The organism is Micromonospora sp. NPDC050397 (genome assembly GCF_044901685.1).
GTDB lineage: Bacteria > Actinomycetota > Actinomycetes > Mycobacteriales > Micromonosporaceae > Micromonospora_G.
In genome coordinates, this window is record NZ_JBJDPS010000005.1 from 297,852 (window position 1) to 313,197 (window position 15,346).

The 15,346-nt window shown below is 73.1% G+C and carries 12 protein-coding genes; 3 read left to right on the top strand and 9 right to left on the bottom strand.

Annotated elements, in window-relative coordinates:
- Positions 1-122: 122 nt before the first annotated feature.
- Complete coding sequence (locus ACI2K4_RS20215) at positions 123-2,942, bottom strand: hypothetical protein (protein WP_404513235.1); 2,820 nt, start codon at positions 2,940-2,942, stop codon at positions 123-125.
- A gap of 180 nt (positions 2,943-3,122) precedes the next feature.
- On the opposite strand from ACI2K4_RS20215, the gene ACI2K4_RS20220 reads away from it, so the two are divergent.
- On the top strand, positions 3,123-3,245 hold the full coding sequence (locus tag ACI2K4_RS20220) for a hypothetical protein (RefSeq protein WP_404513236.1): 123 nt from the start codon (positions 3,123-3,125) through the stop codon (positions 3,243-3,245).
- 71 nt (positions 3,246-3,316) lie between these two features.
- On the opposite strand, the gene ACI2K4_RS20225 is transcribed toward ACI2K4_RS20220, so the two are convergent.
- The 4 genes from ACI2K4_RS20225 to pdhA form a co-directional block, all read right to left on the bottom strand.
- A complete protein-coding gene (locus ACI2K4_RS20225) occupies positions 3,317-3,448 on the bottom strand; it encodes a hypothetical protein (protein WP_404513424.1) in 132 nt (43 codons plus the stop codon).
- A 264-nt stretch (positions 3,449-3,712) separates the two neighbouring features.
- A complete protein-coding gene (locus tag ACI2K4_RS20230; protein WP_404513412.1) occupies positions 3,713-5,191 on the bottom strand; it encodes a dihydrolipoamide acetyltransferase family protein in 1,479 nt (492 codons plus the stop codon).
- 5 nt (positions 5,192-5,196) lie between these two features.
- A complete protein-coding gene (locus ACI2K4_RS20235) occupies positions 5,197-6,186 on the bottom strand; it encodes an alpha-ketoacid dehydrogenase subunit beta (RefSeq protein ID WP_404513237.1) in 990 nt (329 codons plus the stop codon).
- Positions 6,186-7,370 (bottom strand): pyruvate dehydrogenase (acetyl-transferring) E1 component subunit alpha, encoded by a 1,185-nt coding sequence (gene pdhA / locus ACI2K4_RS20240; RefSeq protein WP_404513238.1) that lies wholly within the window; start codon positions 7,368-7,370, stop codon positions 6,186-6,188. Before pdhA ends, ACI2K4_RS20235 begins: the two co-directional genes overlap by 1 nt.
- A 635-nt stretch (positions 7,371-8,005) precedes the next feature.
- On the opposite strand from pdhA, the gene ACI2K4_RS20245 reads away from it, so the two are divergent.
- The gene (locus ACI2K4_RS20245; protein ID WP_404513239.1) at positions 8,006-8,911 is read left to right on the top strand and encodes a hypothetical protein; all 906 of its coding nucleotides are present in this window, start codon (positions 8,006-8,008) and stop codon (positions 8,909-8,911) included.
- A gap of 34 nt (positions 8,912-8,945) precedes the next feature.
- Complete coding sequence (locus ACI2K4_RS20250) at positions 8,946-9,953, top strand: trypsin-like serine peptidase (RefSeq protein ID WP_404513240.1); 1,008 nt, start codon at positions 8,946-8,948, stop codon at positions 9,951-9,953.
- Positions 9,954-10,035: 82 nt separating this feature from the next.
- Here ACI2K4_RS20250 and ACI2K4_RS20255 read toward each other — a convergent pair whose 3' ends face one another.
- Genes ACI2K4_RS20255 through ACI2K4_RS20270 form a run of 4 tightly spaced genes read right to left on the bottom strand, consistent with a single transcriptional unit; the run spans position 10,036 to position 15,287 of the window.
- Positions 10,036-11,262, bottom strand: a complete 1,227-nt coding sequence (locus tag ACI2K4_RS20255; protein ID WP_404513241.1) for a hypothetical protein — start codon at positions 11,260-11,262, stop codon at positions 10,036-10,038.
- Between the two features lie 10 nt (positions 11,263-11,272).
- Complete coding sequence (locus ACI2K4_RS20260; RefSeq protein WP_404513242.1) at positions 11,273-11,710, bottom strand: hypothetical protein; 438 nt, start codon at positions 11,708-11,710, stop codon at positions 11,273-11,275.
- Positions 11,707-13,407: a GTPase gene (locus ACI2K4_RS20265; protein ID WP_404513413.1), complete on the bottom strand. Its 1,701-nt coding sequence runs from the start codon at positions 13,405-13,407 to the stop codon at positions 11,707-11,709. The genes ACI2K4_RS20260 and ACI2K4_RS20265 overlap by 4 nt, the downstream gene beginning before the upstream one ends.
- Positions 13,404-15,287, bottom strand: coding sequence for an ABC transporter (locus ACI2K4_RS20270; protein WP_404513243.1), 1,884 nt, complete (start codon positions 15,285-15,287; stop codon positions 13,404-13,406). The genes ACI2K4_RS20265 and ACI2K4_RS20270 overlap by 4 nt, the downstream gene beginning before the upstream one ends.
- Positions 15,288-15,346 lie beyond the last annotated feature (59 nt).

Sequence of the window (15,346 nt, forward strand, 5' to 3'; positions counted from 1 at the left end):
CAACCGCACCTGTCTCCCTACTCACCGGGTACGGGGTCGACCGGCGTGTCCGGTGTCGCGGTACGACGACGGGTGACCCCCCGAGGTGCGGAGGATCACCCGTTCGCGTCGCTGGGGCCTGCTCAGCCGCCGTTGGCGGGTCGGAGGCAGAGCACCTGCTTCTTGCCGTCAGCCGTCGGAATGATCACCTTCGGCAGGGACTGGTCGGCGCACTCGGCCTCGGTGGGCACCTTCGACACCACGCTGAAAGCGTCGGCCTCGGTGCAGGCCACACCGACGGCACCCTCACCGGACTGCTTCACACACTCGCCGATCGCGGGATTGAAGGTGGGCTCGCTGCCGCCCTGGCCGATCAGCCAGAGCACACCCAGCGGGATGGCGAGCAGCAGCACCGCCGCCGTCAGCACCATGAGCAGCACCCGACCGTTGCGGACCTGGGGCGTGGGCGGCTGCTCGACCTTCTCCTTCTCCTCCGCCTCCGGCTTGAAGGCGTCGAACCGGTTCTGGTCGCTGTCCCCCGACTGACCGACGCTCGGCCAGGCGGCGGTGCCGGCGTTTGCCGGACCGGGCGGTGGCATCGGCGGCAGCGCGGGCGCGGGCACCACCGGGGAGACTGCCGTACGGTCGCCGAACCCGCTCATGCCCTGGCCGTCGCCCGGCTGCCCGAACTGCACGCCGGACGGACGGGCGGAGCCGGTGGCGGGAGCGCCCGGTGCCCCGCCGTGACCCTCGCCGAGCAGGTCACCGAAGGGCGCCGCACCCATCCCCTGGTACGGCTGAGTCGCCGACCCGGGTGCCGCGTCAAAGCCCCGGGTCGGGTTGTCGTAGCCAGGCTGTTGCTGCTCGAACCCGCCACCCTGTTGTGGCGTGAACCCGCCGCTCTGCTGTGGCTCGAATCCACCACCCTGTTGTGGCGTGAACCCGCCGCTCTGCTGTGGCTCGAATCCACCACCCTGTTGTGGCGTGAACCCGCCGCTCTGCTGCTGCTCGAACCCGCCACCCTGCTGTGGCGGGAAGCCACCACCGGCCGGGCCGAACCCGGGCTGCTGCTGACCGTCGAAGCCGGACTGCGGGGGCTCGAAACCGCGCTGTGCCGGGTCGAAGCCCTGCTGACCGTCGAAGCCGCGCTGACCGGCGTCGAAGCCGGACTGCTGCGGGTCGAAGCCCTGCGGAGCGCCGTGCGGAGCGTCGAAGCCCGCCGCCGGTGGAATGCTCACCCGGGCGGTTCCGGTGCTGGGAGCGCCCGCCGGTGAGACGGGCTGTTCCGCCGGGTCGACCGAGGGCTGGGCCGCCGGTCCGCCGTACGTGGTGGGGCCACGCCGAGGCGTCGGCTCGACGTATTCGTTCGGTTCGGGGTAGCCGGTCTGGTCGGCGTACCCGGTCTGCTCCTGGTGGTCGACCGGGGCGCCGTAGGTGGCCGGGGCCCGACGCTCGGCGTTCGCGCCCTGCGGGTCCGGCTGGCCCGGCGCCGGGGCGTCGGCCTCCACCGCTCGCCCGTACACCCGTGGCTGCGGCGTAGCGGTGGCGGCGGGCCGGACGGCCTGGTCGGTCGGCGGCATGACCCGACTGGCGAGCGGCACCGAGGCGCTGGCCGAGACGGCGGCGTTGGCGGAGACGGCCGCACCGGCGGCTTCCCCCTGCCCGACCTGCTCGTCCGGGAAGGCCGGTTCGGGCTGCTCGGGCCGGGGCATCGTCACGCGGCCGGCGATCCCCGACTCGCTCGACGTGCGTGGCTGTGGGACCACCGCGGCGGCAACCGACGGGGCTCCGGGGTCGACCGGTTCGGGCGCGTTGTAGCCCTCCGGCGCCCAGGGCTGCGACGCGTTCGGGAGGTCGTTACCGTCCCCCGGCCGCTGGCCGTAGACCGGTCCGGTGTCCCGTTCCGATCCGTGCCCGTGATCCGTCGCGCCGCCCGGGTCGGGGTTGCCGTACCCGCCGGGGGCGGGAGGGTTGTTGTCGGCGGGGACCGGTGTGGAGTATCCGGGCTGTTCGTAGTTGAGCTGCCGGGGATAGCCCGGGGACGGGGGGAAGTCGATCTGTGCGGGTGCGTCCGGGTAGTCGGGCATCTCGGCCCGGCCGGGAAAGCCCGTGCGGGACGCCTGAGCCGGGAAGGTCTGGCCCGACGCCGGTCCGCCGGGTTCCGCGCCCGCCGGTTGGCCGGTGGCGGGCGGGAAGTCGTCGGCGGGTGGGAAGCCGGACGGAGTGGACCAGTCTGCGGCCGGGGGGAACTCCGGCGCCGGGGCGAACCCGCCGGGAGGCGCGAAGTCCGGTGCCGGTGGGAATCCACCCGGTGTGGGCGCTGGGGCGGGCGGGGCCCAGCCACTCGGCGGGGCGTAATCCGCCGGCGAGGTGTAGTCGGCCGGTGGGGTGTAGTCGGCCGGTGGGGAGGCGGCCAGGCTCGCGCCCGGCACTCGCGCCTCCTGTGGCGGCAGCGGTACGGCACCGGCCGGGGAGATCCCCGGTCCGGGAGCCGGTTGGTAGATCGGGGTCGGCTGGGCCGGTGCGGCCTGCGGGGCAGCCTGGGCGGTCTCGGACACCCCCCATGCCTCGGCGGCTCCCCACGGCTGCGCCCCGGCGACCTCGGGCGGTAGCGGCGGCGGCGTGGACACCGGGCGTACGCTCGCCCGCGCGGTGACCGGGCCGCTCCAACCGGTGCCCGGCTCGGCCTGGGCGGCGGGGGGCGGGTTGGCGGACGCGCCCCAGGAGTTTCCCGCCTCGGAGTGACCCGAGCCGGGCTCAGTGCCCCAGGAGGCGGACGTGGACTGCCCTCCGGGTGGTGCCGGTGGTGCCCAACCGTTGTCGTATCCGGATGTGGAGCCGGGCGGGCTCGGGAACCGCTGCGGGGGGTGTGTCTCGTGGCTGCCCTGCGGCGCTGGTCCAGCGGGGCCCGGCGCAGCCTGGTCCGGCTCCTGGCCGGGATGCTGCAGGTCCTCGGACGTCATGCGCGCGTCTCCTCCATGACATGTCGGCCGTGCCGATGCCGTCCGGAGGTCCCCGGCGCGCGCCGGGCGACGCCGGCCGGATCGGCCGTGCAAGCTTCCCGCACGGTAACCGGTCGGGGCCGGTGACGCCCGGGCAGCGCCGGCCGTCGAGACCCGGGCACCGGGCGGGGGTCGAGCCGAGTGGAACTACTCGAACTCCCGGTCCGGCTCGGTCTGCTGACGGCCGAGACCAACCGTACCGGTCGCCTCAGTCGGGTAGGAATCCCGGTCTCGTCGGTACGGGCCGATGGTGACTCGCTGTGAAATGCCGATGACCCGCCCGGGTGAACGGGCGGGTCATCGATCTTGAGGAAAGAGGAGAAGGTCTGTGCGCGTCAGCCGTAGTAGCGCTGCGCGATCGCGAGGATCTCGTCGCGGACGGCCGGCGAGTTGGCGGAACGGAGCGCGCGCTCGATTGCCCGTGCGCGGCGTGCGGCGTCCCGGCGACTGCGGAATTTGTCGATCATGGTCATGGTGTTAGCCCCCCTAGGCTCGGCATCACTGCCGCTTGCGAGTTCCATTTAACCGCAGGGGAACTCGGGCCGCCAACGATTGTTAGGTGAGCTGTGACACTGGCCGAATAATCGAAGGCCAGGGAGGGCTTCGACAGACGTTTCTCTTTGCTCAAACGATGTGGCCGGTGTGCCCGTGGTTAACCGCGGGCACACCGGCCGGTCAACTTCTCCTCCGGTCGCCGGCTCACGCCGGGACCGGGGTGGGTGCGGCGGTGATCAGGTCCAGGCGAGCAGGGTCGCCTCCGGGTCGGCCAGGAACGCGCCGATGTCGCGCAGGAACTTCGACCCCAGTTCGCCGTCGATGATCCGGTGGTCGAAGGAGAGCCCGAGCGTGGTGACCTGACGTACCTTGATTTTGCCCTTGTGCACCCAGGGGGTGTCCCGGATCGTGCCGAGGGCGAGGATCGCCGACTCGCCGGGCGGCAGGATCGGCGTACCGGTGTCGACTCCGAAGACCCCCACGTTGGTGATGGTGAGGGTGCCGCCGGACATGTCGGCGGGTGCCGTACGACCGGTCTTCGCGGTCTGCACCAGCGCGGTCATCGCGTCCGCCAGTTCGCGCAGGGAGAGCCGGCCGGCGTCCTTGATGTTCGGCACGATCAGCCCCCGCTCGGTGGCCGCCGCGATGCCGAGGTTCACGTACTCCTTGACCACGATCTCGTCGCCGGCCCAGGTCGAGTTGACCATCGGGTGACGACGGACCGCCAGCAGCACCGCCTTGGCGACCAGCAGCAGCGGGGAGATCCGCACCTCGCGCCACTCCGGCACGGACCGCAGCCGCTCGATCGCCTTCATCGAACGGGTCACGTCGACGGTCAGGAACTCCGTGACGTGCGGTGCCGTGAACGCCGACGAGACCATGTTCGCCGCGGTCAGCTTCCGCACCCCCTTGACCGGGATCCGCTGCTCGCGGTCCGGCCCGAAGGACGCGGCCGACGACCCGGTCGGGGTCACGGTCAGCGGCTCGGCCGCCGCCGTGGCACCGGCCGAGGCCAGTTGTACGTCCTCCCGGGTGATCGAGCCGAGCGGCCCCGACCCGGTGAGGGTGAGCAGGTCCACGCCGAGGTCCCGGGCGAGTTTGCGGACCGGGGGCTTGGCCAGCACCGGCCCGCCGGTGGCCAACGCCCTCGACACCGGGGCCGGTTCCGGCCGTACCCCGGGCGCCGGTGCCACCGGTGCGACCGCGACCGGAGCCGGTGCGACCGGAGTCGGAGGAACCGGCGCCGGGGCGACCGGCTCGCTCGCCCGACGCGGACGGCGCTTGGCGGCGGTGGTCTTCGGTCCGTAACCGACCAGGACGGCGGTACGCCCACCCGGAGCCGGGCCGCCGATCAGGCCGGGCTCGACCGCACCCTCGGCCGGGGCGATCTGTACCGCGGCGAGCGACTCGGCCGACGGCACCGGCAGGTTGCCGGCGCCGGAATCGTCCGGTCCGATCGGTCCGGCACCGGGCTGGGTGTCGATCTGGATGATCGGGGCACCGACCTCCACCACCGCACCCTCGGCCTCGAAGATGGCGTGTACGACGCCGCCCCACTTCGCCGGGATCTCGACCGCGGCCTTGGCCGTCTCGACCTCGACGATCGGCTGGTTCAGCTCGATCGTGTCGCCGACCGAGACCAGCCACTTGAGAATTTCGCCCTCGGTCAGGCCCTCGCCGAGGTCGGGCAGGTTGAACTGTTCGATCCGTGGCATCGCGCTCACCAACCGAAGGTGCGGTCGACGCCGTCGAGCACCCGGTCGAGGTTCGGCAGGTACTCCTCCTCGACCCGGGCGGCCGGGTACGGCGTGTCGTAGCCCGTCACCCGCAGCACCGGCGCCTCGAGCGAGTAGAAGCACTCCTCGGTGATCCGGGCCGCCAGTTCCGCGCCGAGACCCAGGTTGCCCGGCGCCTCGTGCACCACGACGCAGCGTCCGGTGCGGCGGACCGAGTCGTAGACCGGGCGCAGGTCCAGCGGGGAGAGCGAGCGCAGGTCGAAGACCTCCAGGTCCCGGCCGTCCTCCTCGGCGGCGGTCGCCGCGTCCAGCGCGGTCCGGACCATCGGACCGTACGCCAGCACGGTCGCGTCCCGACCGGCCCGCACCAGGCGGGTGGCGTGCAACGGGTACGCGTCCGCGAGCGGGGCGTCGACCTCGACCGGACCCTTCTCGTAGTAGCGCCGCTTCGGCTCCAGGAAGACGATCGGGTCGTCCGAGAGCACCGACTGCTGGATCATCGCGTACGCGTCCTGGGGCGAGGCGCAGCTCACGACCTTCAGTCCGGCCGTGTGCGAGAAGTACGCCTCCGGCGACTCGGAGTGGTGCTCGACCGCGCCGATGCCGCCGCCGTACGGGATTCGGATCACGATCGGCAGCTTGACCTTGCCCTGCGACCGGTAGTGCATCTTCGCCACCTGCGACACGATCTGGTCGTACGCCGGGTAGACGAAGCCGTCGAACTGGATCTCGCAGATCGGCCGGTAGCCCCGGATGGCCAGGCCGACCGCGGTGCCGATGATGCCGGACTCGGCCAGCGGCGTGTCGATGATCCGGTTCTCGCCGAAGTCCTTCTGCAACCCGTCGGTGATCCGGAAGACGCCGCCGAGCTTGCCGACGTCCTCGCCCATGATGACGACCTTCGGGTCGTTGTCCAGCGCGCGCCGCAGACCGAGGTTGAGTGCCTTGCCCAGGGTGAGGGTTTCGGTGGCCATCAGTGCGCACTCCCTTCGAACGACTCCAGGTACCGGATTGCCTGCTCGCGCTCCGCGTCGACCAGCGGAGAGCCGTGGGCGTAGACGTGGTCGAAGATGGCGGACGGCCCCGGGTCCGGCATGGCGAGCACCCGCTCGCGCAGGTCCAGGGCCTCCCGCTTGGCCTGCTCGTCGATCTCGGCGAAGAAGGACTCGTCACCGATCTTCTGCTTCTCGATGAACGCCTTCACCCGGGCCAGCGGATCCTTGGCCCGCCACGCCTCGACCTCGCTGGCGATCCGGTAACGGGTCGGGTCGTCGGTGGTGGTGTGCGCCCCCATCCGGTACGTGTACGCCTCGATCAGCGTCGGTCCCTGCCCGTTGCGCGCGTTGTCCAACGCGTGCCGGGTGACCGCGTACGAGGCCAGCACGTCGTTGCCGTCCACCCGTACGCCTGGGAAGCCGAAGCCGGCGGCCCGCTGGTAGAGCGGAACACGCGTCTGCCGCTCCAGTGGCTCGGAGATCGCGTACTGGTTGTTCTGGCAGAAGAAGACGATCGGCGAGTTGAAGACACCCGACCAGACGAACGCCTCGTTCACGTCACCCTGGGAGGTCGCCCCGTCACCGAAGTAGGCGATGACCGCTTCGCCCTCGTCGCCGCCGGTCTTGCCGTCCATGGTGATGCCCATGGCGTAGCCGGTCGCGTGCAGGGTCTGCGCCCCGATGACGATCGTGTACATGTTGAACTTGAACTCGTTGGGGTCCCAACCGCCCTGGTCCACGCCCCGGAACAGGCCCAGCGGCATGATCGGGTCGATGCCCCGGCAGTAGAGCACGCCGTGCTCGCGGTACGTCGGGAAGGCCATGTCCTGCGGGCGCAGTGCCCGCCCGGAGCCGACCTGGGCGGCCTCCTGGCCGAGCAGGCTGGCCCAGATGCCCAGCTCGCCCTGCCGCTGCAACGCGGTCGCCTCGGCGTCCAGCTTGCGTACCAGGACGAGGTCACGGTAGAGCCCGCGGTACTCCTCGTCGGTGAAGTCCACCCGGTACTCGGTCCCGTCCGGACCGATGGCCGAGTCGATCCGATCACCCTCGGGGGTGAGTAGCTGAACCAGATTCGGATCGCCCGTACCCGTCGTCCCCCGCTTTTGTGCCCTGGGTGCGGCCCGCTTGCCGCGGGCCGTGGCCCCGCCGTCGCCTCTCGCCATCCGTCTCTCCCTGTCGTGTGTGCGTCGGCCTCGGGGGTTTCCCGACCGCGCAGCTGGTGCGCCCGCCCGGCTGCTGCCGGACCGGGTGTGGCCACCACGCCTAGCCCCGGTGGGGGTTGCCGCGCGGCGTGAACCGGATTCTGGCCGAACCAGGTTCGGGAGTTGCCGGCGCCGAGCCGCGCTGCCGCGGGGTGCGCGGAGACCCTGGCTGCGTTGCCGTCAGGTCCATATTTGCAGAGGTGGTGAGCGGACCCACAGCACGGCCTCGATCAGTGATCGACAGACGTCTGCTTCATGAAGACCTGTCCTTTTTATGACTATGGAGAGTGTCGCCGCCAAACCTCGTGAATTGACACGCTGTGGGGGGCTAGCCAACAAAGCGTTACTACGTCACTGTATGGGGCGGTGCTACCGATGCGGTAGGGAGGCCATCCCTGCCGCCCCGCCCGGTTGACGCCGCGGTACGTCGGCACCGGCAAGGTCGGTCGACTCGACTTCGCTGGTGCCGGCGTCAGGCGTACGACCGGGAGTCGAGGTGCCGGCACGGGTCGTCCACTCGACTCGACGAGATCCGCCCGGCCCCGCTGACGAGTCGGGGCGGCGAGCGGCAACAGGCCAGGACGAGGAGGGCGAGCGTGTCGCGCCACAGCGCCGAACCCGTACCCCCACTGCCGCCCCGTCACCGACGACCGGCTCGTACGCCGAGCCAGCGCCGGGCGGGCCTGCACCGCGCCGAAGGGCTCGCCGGACCGACCCGGCGCTACCTCTTCATCGTCACGCTGCTCGCGAGCACGTCGTCCATGCCGATCATCGCCGCGATCAGCGCCGGCTCGGCCACCGTCGGCGGCGACAGCCCGGCCGGCACCGCCCCCTTCCTCCCGCCGCCATCCTCCGGCCCGATCGTCCTGGTGCCGCTGCCGCCGACCGCGCTACCGGGGGAAGCACCATCCGGTGCCGAGGTCCGGCTCACCCCGTCCGTGCTGCGGCAGTCGCCCGACCCGATCGGGCCGGTGCCACGCGGCCCCGGCCCGAACCGGCCGGCTCGACCGGAGCCCGGCCACCCACCGCAGCCGGCCCCGCCACCGACCCGCCCACCCGTGCCACCACCGGCCCCGGAGCCGACCTCGCCCGGCCCCGATCCCGACCCGACCGCCTCACAGCCGACCCCGACCCCCTCCGGCACGCCTGTCCCGGACCCGACAGCCGGTCCGGACCCGACGCCCAGCCCGGATCCCACGCCCAGCCCGGATCCCACGCCCAGCGATCCGACGCCCAGCCCGGACCCGACGACCGATCCGGACCCGACCGCGAGTCCGACCGCCAGTCCCGGCCCGGATCCGACCATCAGCCCCGCCCCCGAGCCCTCCGGGACACCGAGCCCGGCCCCGACCGCCACCTCGTCCCCCGCGCCCGAGCCCACGGAGAGCGTCACCCCCGAACCGACGCCGACCGAGAGCGCCACCCCGGGTCCGACACCCACCGAGAGCGACACCCCCGGTCCGACGCCCGCGTACCGAGACGATCTCCTGACCGTGCGCTGACAGGTTCCTGACATCGTTGCTCGACAGTGCGGTCATGCCGAAGATTCGAGCAACGCTCTTCGCGGTGGCGCTGCTACCCGCGCTCGCCTACGCCTCCCCGGCCGCAGCCGCCTCCGCTTCCGCCGCCGGAGAGGTCACCACCCGGGACGGGGCCCGCACCGTCGCCCAACAGCGGGAGATCGACCGATACTGGACGCCCGACCGGATGCGGATGGCCGGTGCGCTGGTCCCGGAGATCACCCCGATACCCCCGGACGACCACACCCCGTACGACCCCGCCGTCCCGCCGGCGGACCAGCCCGAGGCCGGTGCCGTGTGGACGCACGGCGGCGCGGTCACCACGACGGTGGGCCGCCTCTTCTTCACCTTCAGCGACGGGTACGACGGCAGTTGCACCGCCACGTCGGTGGTGAGCGGCAACCGCAGCACGATTCTCACCGCCGCACACTGCTTCCGTGGTACGGGCGATCCGGCGGTCGCCGACACCTGGAACCACAACGTGTACTTCGTGCCCGGCTACCGCAACGGCACGAAGCCGTACGGTGGTTTCACTGTTCGTACGATGTTCACCTCGGCGCGTTGGGACACCGGCACCGACTCCAGCGAGGTGGCCGTCGCCGGCTACGACACCGGGATCGCGGTGGTGAACCGCGGCCCCGGTGGACGACTGCTCGCCGACGCCGTGGGCAGCCAGCGGATCGCCTTCCGGCCAGCCGTGACCGGCGAGTTCGTCCACGCCTTCGGATATCCGCACGTGCAGTCCGGCACCGAGTGGCTCGGCGCCCGCATGGTGCACTGCGCCGGTCCGGCGCGGCCCGGCCCCGACGCCCCGCTCCTGTACGGCATGCGCTGCGACATGGCCCACGGCGCGAGCGGCGGTCCGCACCTCGCCGGCTTCGATCCCGTCACCGGTCGGGGCACCGTCGTCGGGGTCACCACCACGGGCAGCGGCCTGGCCGGCGGTACGGAGGAACGCTCCTACGCCACCCGCCTCGGCACCGCCGCCCCGCTGCTCTACGAGCGGGCCGCCGGGTCGCGGTGACGCTGCCGGGGCGCCAGGGCACCTCCGCCGTGGCGCCCCGCCTCGTCCGCGTTCGACTCGACGACAGCGTCGAGCGGATCGGTCAGGCGGGCTCCTCGCCGAGCCGCTGCCGGTTCGCCTCGATCCAGGCGTCCAGCGCGTCCGGGTCGTCCGGGTCGACCCCGTCCGCCATCAACTGCGCCACCGCCGCCGTGGCCGGGCTGCGCCGCTCCCCGGTGCTGTAGAGCCGAACGAACTCCGGCACCATCTCCTCGATCGACTGGTCGGTCTGGCTGGCCGCCGACTCGGGCAGGCCCCGCTGGCGGGACGCGTACGCGGCCCAGGCGCGTACCGCGCGGGGCAGCATCGCGGCGTCGTCCATGTCGAGCACGGCCCGACGGTGCACCCAGTCGAGCAGGAAGAGGCCGGCCACCGCCGGACTCCAGCGCATCGGGTCGGCGTCCGGGAAGGTCGCCGAGTGGTCGAGCACCAGGCTCAGGCAGAAGTGCAGGGACGCCAGGTCGGCCTCGGGTACGTCCGGCAGCCCGAACCGGGCCGCCTCCGGCGAGTCGAGGAAGGCGCGTACGAGAGCGGTGCGCTGTTCCGCCGACGGCGGCTCGGGCTCGTCCGGCAGCGCGACCGGCCCCGATCCCGGCAGTAGCGCCAGCCGGGCACCGACCAGCGCGCGATCGGTGGCGAGCGAGCCCTCCGCCGGCAGGTCCCCGAGCCCGTCGGTGACCTCCAGGTAGCGCGCCACCTCCTGGCGCAACCGACGCGGGTCCTCCTCACGGAACCAGGTCATCTCGTCCTCGGAGCACATCTGTCGCACCTGCCCGAGGATCCGCTCGGCCGGGCCGCCGACAAAGACGTCCTTGGTGATGCCGATGTTGTGGTCGACCAGGGCCACCACCGCGTGTTCCGGTCCGCCCGACTCGCCGTCGTCGTAGGCGAACGTGGCGAGGTACGACGTCTGGTCGCCGTACACGTCGCCGTAGGCGTAGCTGCCGGTGAGCCGCACCCGGCCCAGTTGCTCGGACCACGGCGGCGCCGCCGCCCCCCGCTTGACCGAGGCGGCGCCCTCGGCGTCCGGGACCAGGGTGGCGAAGACGTTCCGGATGGTGATCGCGGCAGCGGTGCGCCGCCGCGAGGTGGCGGCGAGGAAGCCGCTGACGAACTCGCGTACGGCGCCGCTGCGGTCCTCTTCGGCGATCGCGTAGATGCTGCCCAGAAGTGCCGTGCCGAGCATTTCGGCGTCGAGCGCGCAGTCCAGCTTGGTTACGTCGCGTGCGGCCTGTAGCACCGCGTCGTAGGGGGTTTGAGGCGTCGCCATGGGTTCGACCCTACGCCCGAGGCCACCTGCTGAGCATCAGCAGCGCGCTCGGCGCGAGTACGCCGAGAGCGAGCGAGACCAGACTGGCGGCGAGCCCGGCGCCGGCCAGTGCACCGTGATGGCCCAGGTGAAAGGCCAGGTGGATGGTGGAGAAGAGCAGCACGCCGCCGAGCACCACCCGGGTCACCCGCCGGTCGGCGAGCCACGCCGCGGCGACCAGCAGCGCGCCCAGGGTCAGGAACGCCGCGCCGACGTCGGTCATCAGATGAGCGTTGTACGGCGGGTACGCGGCGGTCCACGCCTGCCCGAAGCCCGGGAAGTGGTCGAAGAACCAGCGCGGCGCGAGTACGGCCGGGATGCCCCAGGACAGGTGCAACACGCCGAGCAGGACCAGCCCGGCCCGCAGCAGTGGCCCGGCCCAGCGGTCCGCCCGGCCGGTCGCGTTCACCGGGGGGTGGTGGCCAGGGCGAGGGCCTCGCGGGCCTGCGCGTACCGGTGCAGCACCTCGCGTACCGGGGCGACGACCAGTTCCCGGCCCACCTCACCGACCGCGCCGTGCAGGCGCTCCTCGGCCCGCCCACCGGCCCGCCGCGCGGCCCACCGGATGACCGGCTTGACCAGCACCGCGACCACCAGCCCGAGCAGCAGCCCACCGAGCAGCATCAGGGTTGGCACCGGCGCCGCGCCGACGGCCGGGTAGTCCAGCGGTGGCAGGCCGAGTGCCCGTAGCGCGTAGCCGAGTGCCAGCCAGCCGAGCCCACCGAGGGCGGCGAGGATGGCCAGCCACTGCACCCCGCCGACCACCCGCCACCAGAGCGGTCGGTGGTCGAGGCCGAGGTCGGTGCCGGCCACCGCGCGGTCGAGCGCGTCCGGCAGGTCCGCGAGCCGGGACCGGGCGGCGGTGGCGACCGCCGCCGTCCAGGGGGCCGGGAGTGCCGCGCCGGCCTGGTCCGCGATCGCCCGTACGGCCAGCCCGACGGCGGCCCGCTGGGCGGCGGTCGGATCGGGCAGCGAGGTCACCCCGACCGGGCTCCGCTCCGCCGAGCCGTCCCGCCCGGCGCCGTCCTCGTCCGGGCCGGGCAGGTGCAGCCGGCGCAGCGGATCGGGGCGCAGCTTGCGCCAGCCCCGTACGACCGGCCAGCCGGTTGCCGCGGAGGCCCGGTGCGCGTACGCCGACCGGGTCGCCTCGGTCACCGCCGGCACCCCGGCCGAGCCGGCGAGTGCCTCGGTCAGCCGCCGGACGGTACGCCGGTCGACGTCGTTCTCGCTCGCCGGTGGGCCGGTCAGCTCGGCCAGTTCGGCGACGACCACGTCCACGTCGGCGGAGAGCCGGGCCAGGGCAGCCTGCCGCTCGCTGACGGTACGTTCGAGCGTGGTCCGCAACTCCGCGATGCCGGCCTGGTTGAGCGTCGAGGTGGCCAACACCGGCACCTGGTCGAGTTGGTCGTCGGCGAGGATCCGGCGCAGGTCACCGACGACCCGGGGCACCTCGGCCGGTGGCAACCGGTCGGACTGGTTCAGCACCACCACGGTGATGTCCTGGTGCCGGCGGAACTCGCGCAGGTAGCTCGCGTGCACCACCCGGTCGGCGTACTTCTGTGGGTCGACCACCCAGACGACCAGGTCGACCAGGCCGAGCAGCCGGTCCACCTCCGACCGGTGCGAGCGTTGCACGGAGTCGAAGTCGGGCAGGTCGAGCAGGACCAGCCCGTGCAGGGCGAGTTCGTCGTCGCCGTCCAGCGCGCTCTCCCGGACGAACCGGTGGCGGGGCAGCACCCCGACCCAGTCGAGCAGCTTGGCGGCCTCGGCCAGCGGTCCCCAGACGCAGGCGTGGGTGACGCCGGTGGTCGGTCGGCGTACCCCGACCGGTGACATCTCCCACCGGGCCAGCGCGTTGAACAGGCTCGACTTGCCGCTGCCGGTGGCGCCGGCGAGGGCGACCACGGTGTGGTCCCGGGAGAGCGCGAGCCGGGCCTCGGCCCGTTCGACCAGGGTGTGCGTGGCGCCGAGCCGGTCCTCGGGCAGCAGCCCGTCCACCGCGCGACGGAACCGTTCCACCGCCTCCAGCCGGTTCAGCAGCCGGTCGGCGTCGACCAGGCGGCCACCGCGCAGCACGTCGCGTACCTTTCCGGCGAGGTTGCTCACCACGCGCCCTCCGGGGCTGTCGGTTTGCCGTCGGTGGTGAGGGCGGTGGCGGCGCGGGCCCGCTCGACCGCGTGCCCGGCCAGGCGCAGCCGGCCGCCGGGCTCGGCGCCGACCTCGACCGAGGCGAGCCGGTCCAGGTAGCGCGCCAGCTCCTCGTCGAGCAGCCGGTCGACCAGGGTCAGCAGGTCCTGCCGCGCGCGGCTGGCGAGGGTACGGATCGCCTGGTCGCCGAAGATCGCTTCGAGCACCTTCTGGGCGGCCACGGTGGTGCCACCGGCGGTCGCCACCTCCAGCCCGGTCGGGATGAAGGCGGTGGAGGCGAAGACCGTCACCATCACCGCCAGCCCCATGGCGTTGACCGCGTACGCCGCCGTCCGGGCCACGAACCGTTTGCCGCCGGCCTCGGAGCGGACCAGCTCGAGAACGCCCCGCTGCCAGTCCCGGATCAGGCGCTCGGCACGTTCGGTGAGGTCGGCGCCGGGGCGGCCGAGTTCCGGGGTGAGTAGCGCCGCCCCGGACGGGTGGGTCTGCCAACCGAGGTACGCGGTCTCGGCCGCCTCCGCCGCCACCCCACGCAGCAGGTTGACCAGTTGCGACTCGATCGCGCTCTGGAGCTGCCGGCCGGGTGCCGGTCGCCCGGTAACCGCCGCCACGACCCGGTCACGCAACCGTCCGACCCGGGCCTCCAGGGTGCGGAACAGTTCGCCGGTGCCGACGAACTCCTGCCACCGGTTGAGCACCTCGCCCCGGAGCAGCCGCCCGTCCCGGAGGCCGTGCTCGACCGTACGCCGCCCGCCCCGGTACGCCGCGCGAGCGCGTTCGCCGAGGTCGTCGGCGGTGGCCGCCTGGTCGTCGGCGGCCGAGGCCAGGCTGTCGACCGCGGACCGCAGGGCGGTCAGTGCGCCGTCGAGGGTCTGGCGGACCACCGCGTCGCGGGCGTCCGCGTCGGCGGCGAGCCGACCGAACCAGGTACGCAGCGGCTCCGTGTACCGCTCCGGCAGCAGGCCCTGCCCGTCCACCGGTGTCTCGGGGAGCACGAACAGCGGCGCGGCGCCGAGGTCCTGCGCGGCGAGCATCTCGGCGAGGTGGTCGGCGATCTCGTCGGCGGCCTCGAACGGCACCCGGTCCAGGACCAGGGCGATCACCGTGCCGCGCTGGCGCGCGGTGCGGAGCAGTTCCCACGGGACCGCGTCGGCGTAGCGGGCGGCGGTCGTGACGAAGAGCCAGAGGTCGGCCGCGGCGAGAAGCTGCGCGGCGAGGGCCCGGTTCGCGTCGACCACGGAGTCGATGTCCGGTGCGTCGAGGAACGCCAGACCGGCCGCGAGGGCCGGGGCGGCGATCAGTTGCAGGGTCCCCGGGTCGTCGCCGGCCTCGCTGGTCCGTGTCAGGCCGGGCAGCAGGTCACCCTGCCGGAACCAGGCCAGGTCGCTCGGGTGGCAGACCAGCACCGGCGCCCGGGTGGTCGGCCGGAGCACCCCGGTCGCGCTCACCCTCGCCTGGACCAGGCTGTTGACCAAAGTCGACTTGCCGGCTCCGGTGGAGCCGCCGACCACCACGAGCAGCGGGGCGTCGAGCCGGGCGAGCCGGGGCAGCAGGTAGTCGTCAAGCTGGGCGGAGACCATGCCGCCGATCCGCCTGGCCTCGTCGGCCGAGGGGAGAACCAACGGGTACGCGCTCGCGGCGATCGCCGCGCGTAACTCCAGCAGGGCCGCGCGTAGATCCGGTCGGCTGCCGCCGCTCGGGCCGACCGGGGAGTAACCCGGCCCGATCGGGTCTGGCCCACCAGGTGGGACATAAGAGGAAGATTCGGAAATTGCGGGAGGTTTCGCCGCGACGGCGGGCGCGCTGGGACCGCTGGCGGGATCGCCGTGCGTCGTCACGGGTAAAGCCTGCCTGATGCATGCAAGCCAGACAACAGCCCCCCACCCGCCCGGCGGGG

What these genes read in the sequence shown, in the direction of transcription:
- pdhA (WP_404513238.1), bottom strand. Translation starts at nt 7,370, where the DNA reads ATGGCGAGAGGCGACGGCGGGGCCACGGCCCGCGGCAAGCGGGCCGCA.
- ACI2K4_RS20255 (WP_404513241.1), bottom strand. Translation starts at nt 11,262, where the DNA reads ATGGCGACGCCTCAAACCCCCTACGACGCGGTGCTACAGGCCGCACGC.
- ACI2K4_RS20235 (WP_404513237.1), bottom strand. Translation starts at nt 6,186, where the DNA reads ATGGCCACCGAAACCCTCACCCTGGGCAAGGCACTCAACCTCGGTCTG.
- ACI2K4_RS20215 (WP_404513235.1), bottom strand. Translation starts at nt 2,942, where the DNA reads ATGACGTCCGAGGACCTGCAGCATCCCGGCCAGGAGCCGGACCAGGCT.
- ACI2K4_RS20250 (WP_404513240.1), top strand. Translation starts at nt 8,946, where the DNA reads ATGCCGAAGATTCGAGCAACGCTCTTCGCGGTGGCGCTGCTACCCGCG.
- ACI2K4_RS20225 (WP_404513424.1), bottom strand. Translation starts at nt 3,448, where the DNA reads ATGATCGACAAATTCCGCAGTCGCCGGGACGCCGCACGCCGCGCACGG.
- ACI2K4_RS20230 (WP_404513412.1), bottom strand. Translation starts at nt 5,191, where the DNA reads ATGCCACGGATCGAACAGTTCAACCTGCCCGACCTCGGCGAGGGCCTG.